The sequence below is a fragment of the Streptomyces sp. V1I1 genome (assembly GCF_030817355.1).
In the GTDB taxonomy this organism is placed as follows: Bacteria; Actinomycetota; Actinomycetes; order Streptomycetales; family Streptomycetaceae; genus Streptomyces.
In genome coordinates this window covers 413,324-430,895 of record NZ_JAUSZH010000001.1, presented here as the reverse complement: position 1 = coordinate 430,895, position 17,572 = coordinate 413,324, and the positions used below count along the sequence as shown (strand labels likewise).

The 17,572-nt window shown below is 69.0% G+C and carries 15 protein-coding genes and 1 pseudogene; 10 read left to right on the top strand and 6 right to left on the bottom strand.

The window, feature by feature from the left end:
* Positions 1–4: 4 nt before the first annotated feature.
* From QFZ67_RS02260 to QFZ67_RS02230, 7 genes and pseudogenes are all read left to right on the top strand, one after another.
* Positions 5–973, top strand: a complete 969-nt coding sequence (locus QFZ67_RS02260) for a carbohydrate ABC transporter permease (protein WP_373429923.1) — start codon at positions 5–7, stop codon at positions 971–973.
* Complete coding sequence (locus tag QFZ67_RS02255; protein WP_307659390.1) at positions 970–1,794, top strand: carbohydrate ABC transporter permease; 825 nt, start codon at positions 970–972, stop codon at positions 1,792–1,794. The genes QFZ67_RS02260 and QFZ67_RS02255 overlap by 4 nt, the downstream gene beginning before the upstream one ends.
* A 44-nt stretch (positions 1,795–1,838) precedes the next feature.
* Positions 1,839–3,233, top strand: a complete 1,395-nt coding sequence (locus QFZ67_RS02250; protein ID WP_307665703.1) for a glucoamylase family protein — start codon at positions 1,839–1,841, stop codon at positions 3,231–3,233.
* A 72-nt stretch (positions 3,234–3,305) separates the two neighbouring features.
* On the top strand, positions 3,306–5,162 hold the full coding sequence (locus QFZ67_RS02245) for a glycoside hydrolase (protein WP_307659389.1): 1,857 nt from the start codon (positions 3,306–3,308) through the stop codon (positions 5,160–5,162).
* Positions 5,163–5,672: 510 nt separating this feature from the next.
* Positions 5,673–6,518 (top strand): hypothetical protein, encoded by an 846-nt coding sequence (locus QFZ67_RS02240; RefSeq protein ID WP_307659388.1) that lies wholly within the window; start codon positions 5,673–5,675, stop codon positions 6,516–6,518.
* Positions 6,519–6,592: 74 nt separating this feature from the next.
* Complete coding sequence (locus QFZ67_RS02235; RefSeq protein ID WP_307659387.1) at positions 6,593–8,119, top strand: amino acid permease; 1,527 nt, start codon at positions 6,593–6,595, stop codon at positions 8,117–8,119.
* Positions 8,120–8,312: 193 nt separating this feature from the next.
* A pseudogene (locus tag QFZ67_RS02230) lies at positions 8,313–9,152 on the top strand (SpoIIE family protein phosphatase); the annotation flags it as partial.
* Between the two features lie 260 nt (positions 9,153–9,412).
* On the opposite strand, the gene QFZ67_RS02225 reads toward QFZ67_RS02230, so the two are convergent.
* From QFZ67_RS02225 to QFZ67_RS02205, 5 genes are all read right to left on the bottom strand, one after another.
* Positions 9,413–10,087 carry a hypothetical protein gene (locus tag QFZ67_RS02225; RefSeq protein WP_307659385.1) on the bottom strand — a complete coding sequence of 225 codons (675 nt, stop codon included), beginning with the start codon at positions 10,085–10,087 and terminating at the stop codon, positions 9,413–9,415.
* Between the two features lie 156 nt (positions 10,088–10,243).
* The gene (locus QFZ67_RS02220; RefSeq protein ID WP_307659384.1) at positions 10,244–10,384 is read right to left on the bottom strand and encodes a hypothetical protein; all 141 of its coding nucleotides are present in this window, start codon (positions 10,382–10,384) and stop codon (positions 10,244–10,246) included.
* Positions 10,385–10,449: 65 nt separating this feature from the next.
* Complete coding sequence (locus QFZ67_RS02215) at positions 10,450–10,638, bottom strand: YbdD/YjiX family protein (protein ID WP_307659383.1); 189 nt, start codon at positions 10,636–10,638, stop codon at positions 10,450–10,452.
* Positions 10,635–12,773 carry a carbon starvation CstA family protein gene (locus tag QFZ67_RS02210; RefSeq protein ID WP_307659382.1) on the bottom strand — a complete coding sequence of 713 codons (2,139 nt, stop codon included), beginning with the start codon at positions 12,771–12,773 and terminating at the stop codon, positions 10,635–10,637. Before QFZ67_RS02210 ends, QFZ67_RS02215 begins: the two co-directional genes overlap by 4 nt.
* A gap of 92 nt (positions 12,774–12,865) precedes the next feature.
* A complete protein-coding gene (locus QFZ67_RS02205; RefSeq protein WP_307659381.1) occupies positions 12,866–13,090 on the bottom strand; it encodes a DUF3311 domain-containing protein in 225 nt (74 codons plus the stop codon).
* A gap of 171 nt (positions 13,091–13,261) precedes the next feature.
* On the opposite strand from QFZ67_RS02205, the gene QFZ67_RS02200 reads away from it, so the two are divergent.
* Genes QFZ67_RS02200 through QFZ67_RS02190 form a run of 3 tightly spaced genes read left to right on the top strand, consistent with a single transcriptional unit; the run spans position 13,262 to position 15,737 of the window.
* Positions 13,262–14,833, top strand: a complete 1,572-nt coding sequence (locus QFZ67_RS02200) for a sodium:solute symporter (RefSeq protein WP_307659380.1) — start codon at positions 13,262–13,264, stop codon at positions 14,831–14,833.
* On the top strand, positions 14,830–15,435 hold the full coding sequence (locus QFZ67_RS02195) for an RNA polymerase sigma factor (protein WP_307659379.1): 606 nt from the start codon (positions 14,830–14,832) through the stop codon (positions 15,433–15,435). Before QFZ67_RS02200 ends, QFZ67_RS02195 begins: the two co-directional genes overlap by 4 nt.
* On the top strand, positions 15,432–15,737 hold the full coding sequence (locus QFZ67_RS02190; RefSeq protein WP_307659378.1) for a hypothetical protein: 306 nt from the start codon (positions 15,432–15,434) through the stop codon (positions 15,735–15,737). The genes QFZ67_RS02195 and QFZ67_RS02190 overlap by 4 nt, the downstream gene beginning before the upstream one ends.
* Before the next feature lie 125 nt (positions 15,738–15,862).
* Here QFZ67_RS02190 and QFZ67_RS02185 read toward each other — a convergent pair whose 3' ends face one another.
* Positions 15,863–17,539, bottom strand: coding sequence for a hypothetical protein (locus tag QFZ67_RS02185; protein WP_307659377.1), 1,677 nt, complete (start codon positions 17,537–17,539; stop codon positions 15,863–15,865).
* Positions 17,540–17,572: the final 33 nt, after the last annotated feature.

Here is a 17,572-nt window from a genome sequence, read left to right as displayed (position 1 = left end):
AGAGATGGGCGCCACCACTGACACCCCGATCGAGGCCGGCGCTGCGCCGGGCCGTCCGGCCAGCTTCGTCGCCGACCGGCCCCGGCGCTCGAGGATGGGTGTGCAGCATCTCGCCGGATGGCTGTTCTCCACTCCCTTCCTGGCAGTGTTCGGCACCTTCATGGCTCTGCCGATCCTCGCCACGCTCGTGATGAGCTTCACCGACTTCGGCCTCGGCAACGTGACCGATCCGTTCTCCGCGAAGTTCATCGGCTTCGGCAACTACACGAGGCTCTTCCACGACGCCACGTTCGTCGACGCTCTGCTGAACACCGCGTACTTCGTCGTGGTCGGCGTACCGCTCACCATCGCGCTGGGCATGGCGGCGGCGGTCCTGCTGAACTCGGGGGTGGACCGGGCACGCACGTTGTTCCGCGTCGGCTTCTACGCGCCAGTGGTTACCAGCATCGTCGCGGTGGCGGTGGTGTGGCGGTTCGTCCTCGATCCGTCCGACGGCCTCATCGCTGGTGTCGCCTCCGAAGTCGGGCTGACCGCGCCGGACTTCCTCGGCAGTGAGACGCTCGCGATGCCCTCGCTGATCGCGCTGGCGGTGTGGCGGAATCTCGGCACAGTGATGGTGCTGTTCCTCGCCGGCCTGCAGGCCATCCCGGGCGAAGTGCGAGAGGCGGCCCGGTTGGACGGCGCCGGCGCGTGGGACGAGTTCCGCCGGATCACCGTGCCGTTGCTGCGCCCCACCACGCTGTACGCCACGGTCATCACCACCATCGGATATCTCAATGTCTTCGAGGAGCCGTTCGTGATGACGCAGGGCGGACCCTCCAACAGCACGATGACGGTGTCGCTGGACATGTACCGGGAGGGCTTCAACTTCTTCCACATGGGCTACGCGAGCGCGATGGCCTATGTGCTCTTGGTCGTGATCATGGCCATCACGATGCTTCAGCTCCGCCTGCTGAAGGACAACACCACATGAGCCGCGCGCGCAAGACACTCACCCTGGCCGTACTGTGCACGGCTCTGGTCGTGATGGCCGCACCCTTCGTGTGGATGACGCTGTCCGCGTTCAAGACCAAGCCGGAACTGGCTGCCTCACCGCCGGTGTGGATCCCCACCGAGTGGACCCTCACCAACTTCCGGGACCTGCTCGACCGCCTCGACCTGCCGCGCTACTTCCTGAACTCGACACTGGTGGCGACCTTGGTCACCGCCTGCAATCTGGTCTTCTGCTCGATGCTCGGCTATGCGCTGGCGAAGCTGAACTTCGCCGGCCGTAAGCAGCTGTTCGGGCTGGTCCTGGGTGCGCTGATGGTGCCTGGCAATCTGATGCTGCTCCCGCTGTTCGTACTGATGAGCAAGTTGCAGCTGCTCAATTCGTACGCGGGCCTGGTGCTGCCGTTCGCCGCAGGCGCGTTCGGGGTGTTCCTGATGCGGCAGTTCATGATGTCTGTGCCGGACGAGCTGCTGGAGGCGGCCCGCCTCGACGGGGCGGGGGAGTGGTACATCTTCTGGCGGATCGTGATGCCGCTGGTCAAGCCCGCGCTCGCGACGCTGTCGATCCTGACGTTCCTGGCGTCCTGGAACAACTTCGTGTGGCCGTTGATCGCCACCAACGATCCGGGCAAATACACCTTGCCCGTCGCGCTGGCCACGTTCGCCACCGACCCGAACCAGGCGGGCGGTTCCAACGGGATGCTGATGGCCGGGTCCTTCCTGGTCATTCTCCCTGTCTTGTTCGTCTTCATCGTTCTCCAGCGCTACTTCACCCAGGGCATCGCGACCGCCGGCATGAAGTAGGCCGCGTTGCGAGCAAGCCCGCCAGCCATCGAGGAGCACTCATGATGGACCGTCGTACCTTCCTGTCTGCGGGCGCGGGCGCGGCCGCAGTTGTCGGCCTCGGCGTGGGCACGGCCGCCGCCGCCGAACGTTCCGACGACGCTCCGCTGTACCGCTGGTTCCAGGCGACCTACCGTTCGATGGAGGCGCTCACCACGCCGCTCGGCCTGCCAGCCGACACCCTCGACCTCAGCGGCCGTAGCCCTGTCCGCTCCGGCAACACATCCCCGACCAACATCGGCTGCCTGCTGTGGTCCACCGTGGCCGCGGGCGGTCTCGGGGTGACCGGCCGGACCGAAGCAGCCCGCCGGATCGCCCGTACCGTGCGCGCCGTCGAAGGCCTGGAACGGGCGCACGGCTTCTGGTTCAACTGGTACGACCCGGCGACCGGCGCCATTCTCACCAGCTGGCCGGGCACCGGTGCACCCGTACGCCCCTTCCTGTCAACGGTCGACAACGCCTGGCTGGTGACGGGTCTGAGGATCGCGGCGGACGCGGTGCCCGTGCTGCGCGGGCGGATCGAGCGCCTGCTCGCCGCCTGCGACTGGTCCTTCTTCTACACGCCATACGACGCGGCCGACCCGGTCAAGGGTCCGGGCCAGCTGCTCGGCGGTTACTGGACGGACGACAACACCGTCACCGGATTCCATTACGGAGCGCTCAACACCGAGCCGCGGATGGCCAGTTATCTCGGGCTGGCCGACGGCACCCTGCCGCCCTACCACTACTGGCACCTGTTCCGCACCCTGCCGCCACAGTACGGACAGGAGCAGGTCCCACAGGGCTCGAACCGCACGGTCGACGGCGTCGAGTACTTCGCCGGGCACTACACCTACCGTGGGCGCTCGCTTGTCCCCTCCTGGGGTGGATCGATGTTCGAGGCGCTGATGGTGCCGCTGTTCGTGCCCGAGCGCGAGTGGTCGCCGCGCGCGTGGGGAGTGACCCACTCCCGTTATGTCCGCAGCCAGATCGAGTTCGGCCTGACCGAGACAGGTACCGGCTTCTGGGGCCTGTCGCCCAGCAATGTTCCTGAGGGCGGCTACCTGGCCTACGGCGTTCCCTCTATCGGCATGACGACCGATCACTACGCCTCCACGGGGGCGATCACCCCGCACGCCTCGTTCCTCGCTCTCCCGTATGCCGAGTCCGAAGCCGTCGCCAACCTCCGGTCGCTGGCGGGCGAGTTCGGTGCGTACGACAAGACCTACGGTTTCCGCGACTCGGTCAATACCGCCACCGGCCGCGTCTCGGACTTCGTTCTCGCCCTGGACCAGGGGATGGTCCTCGCCGCCCTCGCACAGCGGCTGCGCCCGGGTCTGCTCCAACGGCCCTTCCGCAGTGGCGGGTTCACCTCCCGCGTCCGTCCGCTGCTGGGCCGTGAGGACTTTCTGCTCGGCTGAGCCGACCCTCGATCCGCCCGGCCGGCTTGTTCCCGGCAATTCCGCACACCCCGCACACGAAAGGCTGGTCCTGTGACCGACACCACGGACAAGTCCGCTGCTCGCTTCGACTGGGAGCAACGGATCGGCGTCCTCAGCGACCAGCGGTTGACCGGCATCGGCGCACTTCCCGCGCCGCGGGGCCTGACCGCTGACCACGGCGCTGGGCTCGTACGCCTCGACTGGCAGCCTGTGGAGGGCGCCCTCGGCTATCTGGTGCACCGCGCCGACCACGCCGACGGGCCGTTCCGGCCGCTGGACCACCTGGGCGGCGACGTTCTGGCCGTGCCGCATCCGCCGTACGCGGACACACTGGTCGAGCCAGGCCGCACCTATTGGTACAAGGTCGCGACGTGGAGTGACGAGGGCGCGGGAGCACTGTCCCAGACGGTGACCGGCACTCCCGCGGCGGGCGACGGGCGCCCGGCCGCCGTCACCGTCTCGGTCGCCGCCGCCGCCGAGCCCGTCCCGATGCCCGACGTGTGGCGGCGCATGATCGGCGCAGAACACTTCTCCCTGCTGGTCCGGGACGGGCCCGGCCCGGGCGGGTCTGATGTCGCGCAGGAGTACGGGCAGGCGCTGAGGATTGTCCGTGACGAGATCGGAGTTCGTTCGGTGCGGGCGCACGGCACCTTCCTGCCGGAGATGGTGACGGTCCGCGCTGACGGGTCCTTCGACTTCTCCGGCCTGGACGAGGTCTACGACAGGCTCCTGGCCGGCGGTCTGCGTCCGGTTGTCGAACTCTCCTTCATGCCGGTGGAGTTGGCCTCCGACCCGCAGTACACGGTCTTCGACTACAAGGCGCTGGTCTCCACCCCGAAGGGCTGGCACCGCTGGGGCGACCTGTGCCGCGACCTCACCGTCCACCTTCGTGAGCGCTACGGACCGGACGCGGTCGCGACCTGGGAGTTCGAGGTCTGGAACGAGGCCAATCTTCAGGTCTTCTGGAACGGCACCCAGGACGACTATCACCGCCTCTACGAGGTCGCGGCGCGCGCGGTGAAGTCCGTCGACGAGCGGATCCGGGTCGGCGGCCCCTCGTCGGCGGCCGCCGGCTGGGTCGGCGCACTGCTGGAGTACTGCCGCGAGCGCAACGTGCCGGTCGACTTCGTTTCCACCCACACCTACGGCAACGCACCGCTGGACTTCCGGCCGCTCACCAAGTCCTTCGCCAAAGCCACCGACAAGCCGGAACCGGAGATCCTGTGGACCGAGTGGGGTGTCACTCCGACCCATTTCCACCGGGTCAGCGACGCTGTGTTCGCCGCACCCTTCGTACTCCGGGGCATGAAGAGCGCCCTTGCCTCGACCGATTGCCTCTCCTACTGGGTCGCCTCCGACCAGTTCGAGGAACTCGGGTGGCCGCCCAAACTGTTCCACGGCGGCTTCGGCCTGCTGACAGTCGGCAATTTGCGCAAGCCCCGCTTCTGGGCGCTCTACCTGCTGTCCCAGCTGTCCGGGGGACGGATCCCGGCCGTGGCGAGCGGGGACGGCGCCGAGGCGACGGTGGAGGCCCTGGCCACGCGTGGTGAGGACGGCACCACAGTGGATGTCCTGGTGTGGAACGGCACCCTGGATCAGTCGAAGATCGACGGAGCCACCGTACTGGACAGGTCGGTGACCATTGAGGTGTCCGGACTGCGCCCCGACATGCCCTACCAGGTGTCCTCACGGCGGGTGGACGAGACGCACGGCAATATCCAGCGTGTCTGGGACGGGTTCGGTGGTGGTGACTGGCCCGACGCCTCGCAGTGGGAGGCGTTGCATGCGGCCGACACCCTGCCGATCGAGCCGCTTGCGCAACTGACTGCCGACGCCGATGGCACGGCATCGGTCACGATCACCGTTCCGATGCCGGGCATACGGTTCCTGCGCCTGACGGGGCGCTGAACTCCGGGGGCCGGGTGGACCTGACACCACCCGGCCCCCGGGACCGGCAACAAGCGGTTCGGGACCTCCAAATGACGGCGCACGCGGGACACCGCGCAGCCCCGCGAGCACACGAAGGCGGACCGGGTGATGTGTTACGACCAACCTTCCACCCACCTTGCTATGGCGCCTGAAGCTATTCCCCAGAGCAAGAACTGAGGGTCTCCTGTTACGAATGCGGCGCCCCGCCCCCTGGCCGTGCTCATCGACAGCCTGAGACTCAACCCCGTCGGCACCCCGGACGCCTACCCCCGACCTCCAGCGCCGCGTCCCGGACACCCAACTCGCCGCACTCCTCCCCGGCCGAAGCCCCTGACAACTGACCAGAGTTCGTCGTTCAACCGCAGACGGGACCCCCCACCCTCAAGGTGCCTGATGTTCAAAAGACTTGGTCAATCTCCCTCCACAGCACTTGATACTCATCCGGCACGGGACGACGAGACGTTACGCCGTGCGTGCCAAGACACTGCGATGGGCCGCTGGGAAGCGGCCCGTGACCTGCTCCAAGCCACTGGTCAGGACTGGGACCGCCGGATCTTCCGGCTGCAGGTCCTCGCTCATGGCGCAGCCGGGCTGCGGTGGGCGGAAACCTGGGCCAACGCTGAACGGGCCAACCCGGATGCCCTCGTGATGCTCGCTTACGTCCAAGCCGTGCGCTCCCTCCTCGTCGGCCCGGAGAGTGGGCGGGAGCTGCTGGAGCAGGCATGGGCGACCTGCCAGGACGCCGCCGAAGCGTTGGAGAGTGATCCCTCCCCATGGGTGGTGCGGATAGTGCTGCTGCGCGTGCACTGCCCCGACAGGAAGACGCTCATGGAGTTATGGAGGGAGGTACGCGCTCGCGACCCGTACAACCGGGAGGCCTATCACGAGCTGCTGACCTACGTCTTCGAGCGCCACCACGGCTCGAACGGAGAAATGCACAACTGGGCCCACGAGCTGGCCTCCTTAACGCCGCGCGGCACGCCTCTCGCGGTGCTGCTCCTCGTCGCGCACGCCGAGAGCCACCGCATTCGGCTGGAACAGAACAGCCGGACCTACGGGCTGACCATCCACCCGTGGCTGGACTGCCCGGACATCGATCGAGTTCTGGACGGCTGGTGGCGCTACCGGGCTCCGCAGCCGCACGCGCATTTCATGGACGACGCCAACTATCTGGCACACGCCTTGTCGTACGCCAATCGTCACGAGGAGGCGTTCGAGGTCTTCGAGGCCATCGGCCCGTATGCCGCACGCCTGCCCTGGGCTTACTGCGGAGACCCGGCACAGCTGTTCCTGCGCCATCGGGCCTGGGCCCAGAAGGCGATCGACCCTCGCTGACCCCATGATCCGCCGACCCGGGGCAAATCCCGGAATCCACGTGTCCGTCCCTGCCTGAAAGGAACCCTTCTCCGGTGCCCTTCGACATTCCCCCCGTCTCGGACGAGGAACGCCTGCGCCAGCTGGGCTATACCCAGGTACTTGCCCGGCGTATGTCCGGTTTCTCGAACTTCGCCGTGTCCTTCACCATCATCTCCATCCTGGCCGGATGCCTGACGCTGTACGGGTTCGGTATGAACACCGGCGGCCCCGCGATGATCATTTGGGGCTGGGTCGCCGTCGGTCTCATGACGCTCTTCGTCGGTCTGGCCATGGCGGAGGTGTGCTCGAGCTATCCCACTTCGGCCGGCCTCTACTTCTGGGCGCACAAACTGGCCCCGCCCCGTACGGCGGCTGCCTGGGCGTGGTTCACCGGCTGGTTCAACGTGCTCGGCCAGGTCGCAGTGACCGCAGGAATCGACTTCGGCGCCGCCTCCTTCCTCAATGCCTATCTGGACCTGCAGTTCGACTTCGCGGCCACCCCGGGGCACACCATGATGCTTTTCGCCGCGATCCTGGCTCTGCACGGGCTGATCAACACTTTCGGCGTGCGCCTGGTGGCCATCCTCAACAGTGTGAGTGTGTGGTGGCACATCACCGGTGTCCTCGTCATCGTCGGCGCGCTCGCGCTCATCCCCGAAAAACACCAGTCCGCGGACTTCGTGTTCGGGAGCTTCGTGAACAACACGGGCTGGTCTTCCACCTTCTACGTCGGCGTGCTTTCCCTGCTGATGGCTCAGTACACCTTCACCGGTTACGACGCGAGCGCCCATATGACGGAGGAGACCAACAACGCCGCCGTGGCCGGGCCGCGGGGCATCATCCGCTCCATCTGGATCTCCTGGGTCGTCGGCTTCGTGCTCCTGGTCGGGCTGACCTTCGCGATCCAGGACTACGATGCGGCGCTGGGCAGCTCCACCGGCGTCCCGCCGGCCCAGATCTTCATGGACGCCGTCGGCGTGGCCGGCGGCAAGATCCTGCTGCTCATAGCCATCGGCGCCCAGCTGTTCTGCGGGATGGCCTCCGTCACCGCGAACAGCCGGATGATCTATGCGTTCTCCCGAGACGGGGCGCTGCCCTTCTCCCGCGTCTGGCAACGCGTCAACCCCAACACGCGTACCCCCACCAACGCGGTCTGGCTCGCCGCACTTGGTGCCCTGGTCCTCGGCCTGCCCTACCTGATCAACATCACCGCCTACGCCGCCGTTACCTCGATCGCGGTGATCGGCCTGTACATCGCCTATGTCATCCCCACATTCCTGCGTTTGCGCAAGGGGGAGGGCTTTGAACGCGGACCGTGGCACCTGGGCCGGGCCAGCCGCGTCATCGGCACCATCGCGGTGATGTGGGTCGGCTTCATCACGGTCCTGTTCATGCTCCCGCAGGTCAGTCCTGTGACGATGGAGACCTTCAACTACGCCCCGATCGCAGTCCTCGTCGTGCTTGGCTTTGCCGCAGGCTGGTGGCTGGTCTCGGCCCGTAAGTGGTTCCTCAACCCCGAGGGTGACCGCAGGCGTCGCGCCCGCCACGCCATCGGTGTCCGCCTGGATTCGGTTGACTGATAGGTGTGCAGGTACGAGGCAGGTGCTCGACGCCCTCGATCCGGCCACAAGCTGATCGCGTGGCCGCGCAGCGGCGGGGGTCTGCCGGCGCCACTCAACCGAGCTTCAGGCGCTGTCCGGCACGGTGGAGGCTGCGCGGAGCCGACTCAAAGTGCTGTACGACGCCAGTGTGAGCATCGGCACCACCCTCGAGGTGACCCGGACCGCCGAGGAACCGGCCGAGGCGGCGGTACCGCAGTTCGCCGACTTCGTCACTGTGGACCTGGCAGAGTCGGTGCTGCTCGGCGAGGAGCCGGGACGCTGCACCATGGCGCGGGCCGGCCATCCCCTGCCTGCGCTCGTCCGCCCTGACGGCACCGTCGAGTTTCTCGAGTTGCCCGCCGGTCCACCGCTCGGCCTGGGCGGTCTACCCTTCGAGGCGGCCGAGCTGGAGCTGCCCGAAGGCAGCAAGCTGGTCCTCTACACGGACGGCCTCATCTGGAACCGGGAGCGGGACATCGGCAGCTGCCTCGAAGTCCTGAGCAGCACCCTGGGCACCTTCGACGGAGGGCCGGAGGAGACGTGCGGCGCGGTGATGAAGGCCCTGCTGCCCTCTCGCCCGAGCGACGACATCGCCCTGCTTGTCGCCTGGACCCGCGTTCTGCCGCAGGATCAGGTCGCGCGCTGGGACGTGCCGCGCGACCCCGCGGCCGTGGGACATATGCGTGCTGTCGTCGCCGGTCAGCTGGCCGACTGGGACCTGGAGGAATCCGGCTTCATCACTGAGCTGATCCTCAGCGAGCTGATCACCAATGCCATCCGCTACGCCACCGGTCCGATCGGCGTGCGGCTGATCCTCGACCGGGAGCTGACCTGCGAGGTTTCCGACGGCAGCAGCACCGCGCCCCATCTGCGCTACGCGGCCGACACGGACGAGGGCGGGCGGGGCCTGTTCCTCGTCGCCCAGTGCGCCGACCGCTGGGGCACCCGATACACCCCCGAAGGCAAGGTCATCTGGGCCGAACAGCCGCTTCCCGACCGGACAATGGACTGATTGGCCCCGCACCCGGTGCGCATCAACACCATCGCGCCGGGGCTCGTACCCTCGGCGACAAGTCTCCTGGCTGCCGCCGCCTCCACCGTCGCTGCGAACGCAAGGCCGAGCACTTCCTCGTCCGCGGCGGTGTAGTAGTGCCTGTTGGTGCGGAACAGTCCAGGACGAGAAGGGGAAGCTCAAGTCCGGGTTCCCTCGGCCCAACGCTGCGCAGGGCGTTGTCCTCAGGCAGCGATCTCGGGCACTCCGAGCAGGAAGCTTCAACTGCCCGTCTCCCGCGCGCTCCAGTAGAGAAATGTGCCAACCGGATCGTGGTCCGGGTTCTGGACCTGGGCGAGGTCCCACGGGTACAGCGTCATATGGCGGCCGATGCGGCGGAAGGCCCGGGCCGCTTCGGGAAGGCGCTGGGTGCGGATCAGGGCGAACGCCAGGAGGTTGAGGTCGGCCATCGCCTGGGCGTGCGGCTGGGCGGGAGTGTCGAACCAGCGGGTCAGTGCGGTGTCGATCTCCTCGGCGACGCCGGGGCCGTGCCAGTGCGTGCCGGCGCCGAGGGCGTCGGGGCTGCCCGGGCGTAGGCGGTGGCCGTAGTGCTCTGTGCGGGCGGCGAGGGGGAGCAGGGCGAGGGGCGAGCCGTGCGGTGCGGTTTCCGCGACGCGTCTGGCGAACCCGGACATGCCGACGAGGGACCCGCATTCACGAGGGGAGATGTAGTGCAGGAGTTCGTGGTGCGCGTGGCGGTTCCAGGGATCTCGTACGGCGATCTCGTTCCAGACCGGCTTCGCATGCCGCACCGGTACGCGCATGGCGCGCAGCAGGGACAGCAGTGCGATCCAGGGAGTGGGGTCGGCCGGGCAGGCTTCGGCGGCGCGTATGCAGAGCTGTTCGGCGCGGGCGGCGGCTTCCCGGCCGTGCTCGGGGGCCCGGCCGGCCAGCACTTGGGCCTGGACGACCGCCGCGTCAGGCGAATCGGGGCGGGCGGTGGCCCAGCGGTCGGCGACTGCTGGCGGCAGGGTCCGGGCGAGTACGGAGATCCGGTGCGTACGGCGGTCCCAGTCGTGGCCGGTCGCGCGGAGAAGATCGGAGACGGGCTGTCAGGCCGCGCCGGTGTGGTCGGCGCCGAGGCCGTGCAGTTGGTGGGAGGGGCGGATCTCGGCGAGGACGCGGCGCAGGTCGCGGTCGTCGAGTTCGGGGCTGATGCGGACCTGACGGATCCGGCCTCGGCGTCGCAGCATCTGGGGTCCTGGAGGTGAGTGGGGTGCCGTGCCGGCAGGTACGGCGGCACGGCACCCCGGTTCGGTCAGCAGCAGCGGCTGCTCGGATGGGAGTCTTGATGCCGGGTGCGCATGTGCTCATACTCCCGACGGGTCGGGACGGGGGCGGACGGATGGTGGCGGCGGTGCCGTTCGCAGTAGCGGTCGTACGCGGCCTCGCCGGTGAACTCCCGTACGTACCAGCGCAGTCCGTCCAGCATGCGACGGAGCGTCATTCGCGGGCTCCGGCGAGCGCCTTACGGGGTTGCGGCACCGGCACGTCGATCTGCGAGGCGACGTACGGTACTTCGGTGGTCGGCAGCGGGGCGGCCGAGCGCAGGGCGCGGGCGCACACCACAGCCGCGTTGACCATCACGGTCACGACCAGCAGGAGGAAGAGGGCGATGAGGACGCCGTCGACGGTGGAGTTGGTGACCACCGTGTGCATGTCCTCCATGGTCTTGGCGGGAGGAAGGACGGTGCCGGCGTCGATTCCGTCGGCGTAGCGGGTCCGCTGGGCGAAGAAGCCGACGCGCGGGTCGTCGGAGAAGATTTTCTGCCAGCCGGCGGTGAAGGTGACCGCGACCACCCAGGTGAGCGGGACGGCGGTGACCCAGGCCCAGCGCCGTCGGCCGGACTTGACGAGGACGGTGGTGCAGACGGTGAGGGCGACGGCGGCGAGCAGTTGGTTGGCGATGCCGAAGAGCGGGAAGAGCTGGTTGATCCCGCCGAGCGGGTCGGTGGCGCCGGTGTAGAGGAAGTAGCCCCAGGCAGCGACGACCAGCGCGCTGGTGATCCAGATGCCCGGCTTCCAGTTGACGCGGCCGATCGGCTTCCAGACGTTGCCGAGCATGTCCTGGAGCATGAAGCGGCCCACCCGGGTGCCGGCGTCGACCGTGGTGAGGATGAACAGCGCCTCGAACATGATCGCGAAGTGGTACCAGAAGGCCTTCATCGCGGCGCCGCCGAAGACCCTGGAGAAGATCTCCGACATGCCGACCGCCAGTGTGGGTGCGCCGCCGGTGCGGGCGATCAGCGTCTGTTCCTCGACCGCCTTGGCGGCGGCGGTCAGCTGGTCGGGGGTGATGCTGAAGCCGAGACCGGCCACGGCCTGGGAGGCGGATTCGGCAGTGGTGCCGAGCAGCCCGGCGGGGGCGTTCATCGCGTAGTACAGGCCCGGGTCGAGGACGGCGGCCGCGATCAGGGCCATGACGGCGACGAAGGACTCCATCAGCATCGCGCCGTAGCCGATCATCCGGACCTGGGACTCCTTCTGGATCAGCTTCGGGGTGGTCCCGGAGGCGACCAGGGAGTGGAAGCCCGACAGTGCGCCGCAGGCGATGGTGATGAACAGGAACGGGAAGAGAGAGCCGGCGAAGACCGGTCCGGTGCCGGAGGTAGCGAAGTCGCTCACCGCCTCTGCCTGCAGTTTGGGAGCGGCCACCAGCACACCGACGGCGAGCAGCGCGATTGTGCCGATCTTCATGAAGGTGGAGAGGTAGTCGCGCGGCGCCAGCAGCATCCATACGGGCAGGACGGAGGCGACGAATCCGTAGCCGGCCAGGCAGAAGACGAGGGTCGTCGGGCTCCAGGTGAAAGCGCCCGCGAGTGAGGAGTTCTCGACCCAGCCGCCGCCGACGATGGCGAGGAGCAGCAGCGCGACACCGATCAGACTGGTCTCGGTAACCCGTCCCGGGCGCAGGATGTGCAGGTAGAAGCCCATGAAGAGGGCGATGGGGATGGTCATGGCGACCGAGAAGGTGCCCCACGGGGAGTGGGCGAGGGCATTGACGACGACCAGCGCCAGCACGCCCAGCAGGATGATCATGATGACGAAGACCGCGATCAGCGCGGCCGCCCCGCCCACCTTGCCGATCTCCTCGCGAGCCATCTGCCCCAGGCTCTTGCCGTCCCGGCGCATGGACAGGAACAGCACCACCATGTCCTGCACCGCCCCGGCGAAGATCACGCCGACAACGATCCAGATGGTCCCCGGCAGATACCCCATCTGGGCCGCCAGCACCGGCCCGACCAGCGGCCCGGCCCCGGCGATCGCGGCGAAGTGATGGCCCAGCAGCACCCGGCGGTCGGTCGGCTGGAAGTCGACCCCGTCCTCGAGGCGCTCGGCGGGGGTGGCCCGGCTGTCGTCGAGCTTCAGCACACGGCGGGCGATGAAGCGTGAGTAGAAGCGGTACGCGATGGCGTACGAGCCCAGCGCCGCGACCACCAGCCAGACGGCGGAGATCTCCTCGCCCCGGGCCAGGGCCACCATGCCCCAGGCGAAGGCGCCGAGCAGGGCGACGCAGGTCCACAGCAAGATCGATCTCGGGTTTGCGCTGTTCATCCGGTTCGTACGGACGGATCCGGGCATGGCGGCTCCTCACCTTGGCAGGCGAATAGACGTGATCAACGGGGGAGAGGTGTACGGGAAACGGCTCGAGAGGTGTGCGGGACAGGGGCCGATCAGGGCTCGGGCGGGCGCCGGGTCAGCAGATACGCCGCGAGCATGGCGAGGCTGCACCCCGGCACCCAGGCGAGCTGGTACCAGTAGAAGAACGGCACCCCAGCCAGCTCCGGCCGGTCCTGCGCGTACCAGGGCACCCAGAGCAGGGCGACGACGGGAGCGACGAGGCAGGCGCCGGCCGCGACCCGGCGCCAGACGTGGTGGGGGAGCACGATCCGAACCACTGTGACCTCCTCATTCCTGTCGGTCTGTGCAAGAGTTGTCGGCGTCCGCGATTCGGTTGACAGCAAATTTCCAGAAGATTTCCCAGGGTTTCCTGTCATCGCAACCGGCCCCCCGCGCAACTCGTAGGCGACAGGGCTCGCGCACTCCCAGGACACCAAGGACGGTGACCGATGACCGAAGGCCCCATGGCCGCGGCGTTCCTCGCCGTCATCGGTGGTGCGTCCCTGCTCGCCGTCACCGCCCGCCGACTGCACGCCAAGGACGACCTGCCCTCCCTGGAAGGCTGGGCGCTGGCCGACCGGAGCCTCGGCACCATCTGGACATGGCTGCTGCTGGGCGGCACGATCTTCACCGCGTACACCTTCGCCGCCGTACCCGGCCTGGTGTACGGCAACGGGGCGCCCGCCTTCTTCGCCCTCCCCTACACCGTGATCGTCTGCCCGCTGGCCTTCGTCCTGCTGCCCCGGATGTGGAGCGTTGCGCGGGACCACGGCTACGTCACCGCTGCCGACTTCGTGCGCGGACGCTACGGTTCGGCGCCGCTGGCCCTGGTGGTCGCGCTCACCGGCATCCTCGCCACCATGCCGTACCTCGCCCTGCAGCTACTGGGCATCCGGGCGGTGCTCACCGCGGGCGGGCTCTACCCGAGTGCCGCCACCGGTGACCTGGTGATGGCGGCAATCTTCGCCGGTCTCGCGGTGGCGACCTACCGGCACGGTCTGCGCGCGCCCACCGTCATCTCGGCGCTCAAGGGTGTGGCGGTCTTCGGCTCGGTACTCGCCGTCTGCTGGCTCGTCCTGGCCCGGCTCGGCGGACCCGGTGCGGTCTTCGACGAGGCCGCCCGCCGGCTCAGTGGTCCGGACGCCGGCAATGCCTCCCTCGTCCTCTCACCGGACCAGCAGCCGGCCTTCGCCACCCTGGCCCTGGGCTCGGCACTGGCCCTGCTGATGTATCCGCACGTCCTCACCGCCGCCTTCGCCGCCTCCGGCCCGCGGGTCCTGCGCCGGGTCGCCGTCGCCCTGCCGGTCTGGACCGCGGTGCTCGCCCTCTTCGGCCTGCTCGGCATCGCGGCGCTCGCCTCGGGCGTACGCGCCCCCGAGGGCGGCGCCGAGGCCGCGGTCCCCATCCTGGTGGACCGCCTGATGCCGGCGCCGCTCGCTGGTCTGGTCTTCGGCGCGATCACCGTGGGAGCGCTGGTCCCGGCCGCCGTCATGTCGATCGCGGCCGCGACCTCGTTCGTACGCAATGTGTACGTCGAGTACTTCCACCCCACCGCCACCCCCAAGCGCCAGGTGCGGATCGCCAAGGCGGTCTCCCTCACCGCGAAGGCGGGAGCGGTCGCGTTCGTCTTCGGGCTGCGGGATCAGGACGCCATCAACCTCCAGCTCCTCGGCGGCGTCTGGATCCTTCAGATCTTCCCCGCGGTGGCCATCGGGCTGTTCACACGCCGGCTGCACCACCGGGCGCTGCTCGCGGGCTGGGCCGCCGGGATGGTGTTCGGCACGGTCATGGTCGTACGGGAGGGCTTCTCGCCAGTCGTACCGCTCGGCCTGCCTGGCATGTCCGGTCATCCGCCGGAGATCTACGCGGGGCTGGCCGCCCTGATACTCAACCTGGCGGTCGCGCTGGCCGGCACCGCGGTGCTGGACCGGATCGGCACACCCCGGGGTACGGACTCCACCGCACTGCCCCCTTGTCTGACAGCCAGGCACCGGCCCGGGACGGGAGCGAACAACCCATGAGACGCACCATCAGAAGCACGGCTGTCCCGCTGTCCGCGGGACAGCCGGTGGTGAACGGCGGCGCAGCCGCGGACAAGGCCCTGCCGCGCCAGGTTTCGGCCGACCCGGTCGAACAGGAGCGAGAGGCGGCCGTCGCCCTGCTCTTCGACCAGCACTACGCCTCGATGCTCCGCCTCGCCGCGCTGCTGGGCGCCGACGACCCCGAGAACATCGTGGCCGAGGCGTACTACCAGATCTACCGGAAGTGGCGGAGACTGCGCGATGCCGACTCCGCGGAGGCGTATCTGCGCTCCACCGTCTGCAATCTGACCCGGATGCGGATACGCCATCTCCAGGTCGCCCGCCGGCACGCCGAGGCCCCGTCTGCCGACCCGGTCACCTCCGCCGAGAACTCGGCCCTGCTCCGTGACGACCAGCGGGTGCTGGTCGACGCCCTCCAGCAACTGCCCGCCCGGCAGCGGGAAGCCCTCGTGCTGCGCCACTGGCTCGGCCTCAAGGAACGCGAGATCGCCGCGGCGATGGGCATTTCGCCAGGATCGGTAAAGACCCACACCGCGCGCGGCCTCGCCGCTCTCACTCAGGCGATGGAGGCACGGCGATGAGCACCACCCCGGGTGCCCCAGGTACCGAAAAGCAGCTCCGCGAGGCCCTCGAAGCCCTCGCACATCAGGTGCAGCCCGCCCCCGACGCCTATCGCGCCGCCCGCGGCGACTGGCTCCGCAGGGAACGCAGGCGCCGCCTGGTCCTGGCGGTCCTCATCACGGTCGTCTTCGCTCTCGCCGTACTGATCGGCCTCTGGGTCCTCAACCAGACGCCTTCCGGCTCCGGCGCGATCTTCAGCGGTGCCCACAGCCCGGTCGCCTCGGCATCCCACGCGCCGGTCCGGCCGGTCATCAGCCCATGAACGTCCAGTGCCGCTCCGCAGGCGGCTGACGCGGTGGGGGTTGGTGCAACGCTCGCGGCGGCGGCGGCGGCGGGGGTGTCGGGTGGGGTGCGACATTCCCGCTGCCGCCGGGCGCGTGTCAGGCGTCAGGCGCGTCGCCGCAGTCTCCTTGCGACGACGAACACGATCACGCCCAGCCCTGTCGCCCCGATCGCGGCGAGTGCGACGGGGACCGTCGAGCCCGACCCGGTTGCCGCGAGGTCTCCGGAGCCGCCGGTGGTCACGCCCTCCGTGCCCCCGGCCGTGCCGGAGCCTCCGGACGTCTGGCCGGTGCCGCCTCCGCTCGTGCCGCCGGCGGCCGCGGTGGCGGTGACCGTCAGGAAGCCGAGGTTGTTCCGCCCGGGAGCCGCCCTCCCCTGACTGAGGAACACCACTCCTCGCGCTTCGTCGAGCGTCCGGGTGGCCGTGAGCGTGAAGCCGAGTACGGGCTTGATGCCCGGCAACAGCTCTCCAGGAACCCTGCACCGGTACAGTGCGCCCGTCGGGACAGGAGCGTCGTCCTCGGGACCGTCACCGAACGTGGGATCCGTGTAGTTCTCCCAGTGCGTGGTGTTGGGCGTGGCCTTGCACCGCTTGTCGAACCCCAGCACCTTCAATCCGCGCGGGATCTCGACCATCACGGCCTCTCCGGGGCCGCGATACGTCGCCCGGCCCCGGTTGGTCACTCCGACGACGGCGGTGAACCGCTCGCCGACGCGTGTCTTCACGGTCGCGCCCGCGGCTGCCAGATCGGCCACCTGGCCCGTGTCGAACCCGACGATCACGGAGTTGTCGGAGCCGTCGATCTCGCGGGGCGGCGGTGCGGCCTGCGCAGCCTTCTGCTGCGGCTTGGGCGCGAGCTTCAGCACGCCCGAGGTGCCGCGCACGCCGCGGGGCTGCTCCGGGACATTCGGCAGCACCATGTACTCCAGCCTGCTGAACTCCTCGTACTTGCCCATTCCTACCTTCAGCGGCGGGGACAGCACGTGCCGCGCCGAGTCGGCCGGGAGCGGGGTGTTGAGCAAGCACACGGCGCCGACCTTCGGGGACTTGGCGTTCTTGGGGTCGCGGGTCTGGTACCAGCAGTTGGTGTAGCTGCCGAGCAGCTCCGCCCGGTCGTCGCCGTCGAAGCCCCAGATCCGCAGATAGGTGCGCGGCACGGTCTGGCTTCCCGCGTTGGACACCTCCAGCGGCAAAGGGACGCTCCCGCCGGCGGGCACCCGGATCCGGTACTGCGCCGGCGGAGTCAGCACCAGGTCGGCGGCCTCGGTGACCGTGACGGCCGTCGTGAGCCGGCTCTCCTTGCCGAGCGGGGTGTTGGCCGAGCGGGCGGTGTACGTGACCTGTCCCGTGGCGCCGTTCGCCGCGCCGGCCTTGGCACGGACTTTGTAGGAGTACGTGAAGCTGGGCTCGGCGTTCCAGCGCACTTCGACATCGCCGACCGGGCACGTGGCGACCGCCCCCGCCACAGCACAGTCCGCTGCGAAGCGGAACTCCGCGACATCCTTGGCGCCGGTGGTGTCGATCACCAGCTCGACGTCCTCCACCAGATCCTGCTGGGGACGGACGTTGACGAACTGGATCTGGACATCCTTGAACCGGGCGTCGTTGGGTACCGCGCCTGCGCGGGCCACCTCGTGCTTCGGCGGCGCGTACACCGCGAAGTAGCCTTCCGGTGCGGGGTCGGCGGCAGAGGGCGGCGCGGCGGCCAGGCCGAGGCCCAGCACCATCGCGGCGCACCAGGCCAGAGCGGCGCGCGCCCCGGTGGTCAGTCTCGGTCTCATGGTCGGCCTCTCCAATGGCGCCGGCCCGTGGCC

What these genes read in the sequence shown, in the direction of transcription:
- QFZ67_RS02210 (WP_307659382.1), bottom strand. Translation starts at nt 12,773, where the DNA reads ATGCCCGGATCCGTCCGTACGAACCGGATGAACAGCGCAAACCCGAGA.
- QFZ67_RS02220 (WP_307659384.1), bottom strand. Translation starts at nt 10,384, where the DNA reads ATGCTGCGACGCCGAGGCCGGATCCGTCAGGTCCGCATCAGCCCCGAA.
- QFZ67_RS02215 (WP_307659383.1), bottom strand. Translation starts at nt 10,638, where the DNA reads ATGACGCTCCGTCGCATGCTGGACGGACTGCGCTGGTACGTACGGGAG.
- QFZ67_RS02185 (WP_307659377.1), bottom strand. Translation starts at nt 17,539, where the DNA reads ATGAGACCGAGACTGACCACCGGGGCGCGCGCCGCTCTGGCCTGGTGC.
- QFZ67_RS02200 (WP_307659380.1), top strand. Translation starts at nt 13,262, where the DNA reads ATGACCGAAGGCCCCATGGCCGCGGCGTTCCTCGCCGTCATCGGTGGT.
- QFZ67_RS02250 (WP_307665703.1), top strand. Translation starts at nt 1,839, where the DNA reads ATGGACCGTCGTACCTTCCTGTCTGCGGGCGCGGGCGCGGCCGCAGTT.
- QFZ67_RS02260 (WP_373429923.1), top strand. Translation starts at nt 5, where the DNA reads ATGGGCGCCACCACTGACACCCCGATCGAGGCCGGCGCTGCGCCGGGC.
- QFZ67_RS02255 (WP_307659390.1), top strand. Translation starts at nt 970, where the DNA reads ATGAGCCGCGCGCGCAAGACACTCACCCTGGCCGTACTGTGCACGGCT.
- QFZ67_RS02190 (WP_307659378.1), top strand. Translation starts at nt 15,432, where the DNA reads ATGAGCACCACCCCGGGTGCCCCAGGTACCGAAAAGCAGCTCCGCGAG.
- QFZ67_RS02195 (WP_307659379.1), top strand. Translation starts at nt 14,830, where the DNA reads ATGAGACGCACCATCAGAAGCACGGCTGTCCCGCTGTCCGCGGGACAG.
- QFZ67_RS02240 (WP_307659388.1), top strand. Translation starts at nt 5,673, where the DNA reads ATGGGCCGCTGGGAAGCGGCCCGTGACCTGCTCCAAGCCACTGGTCAG.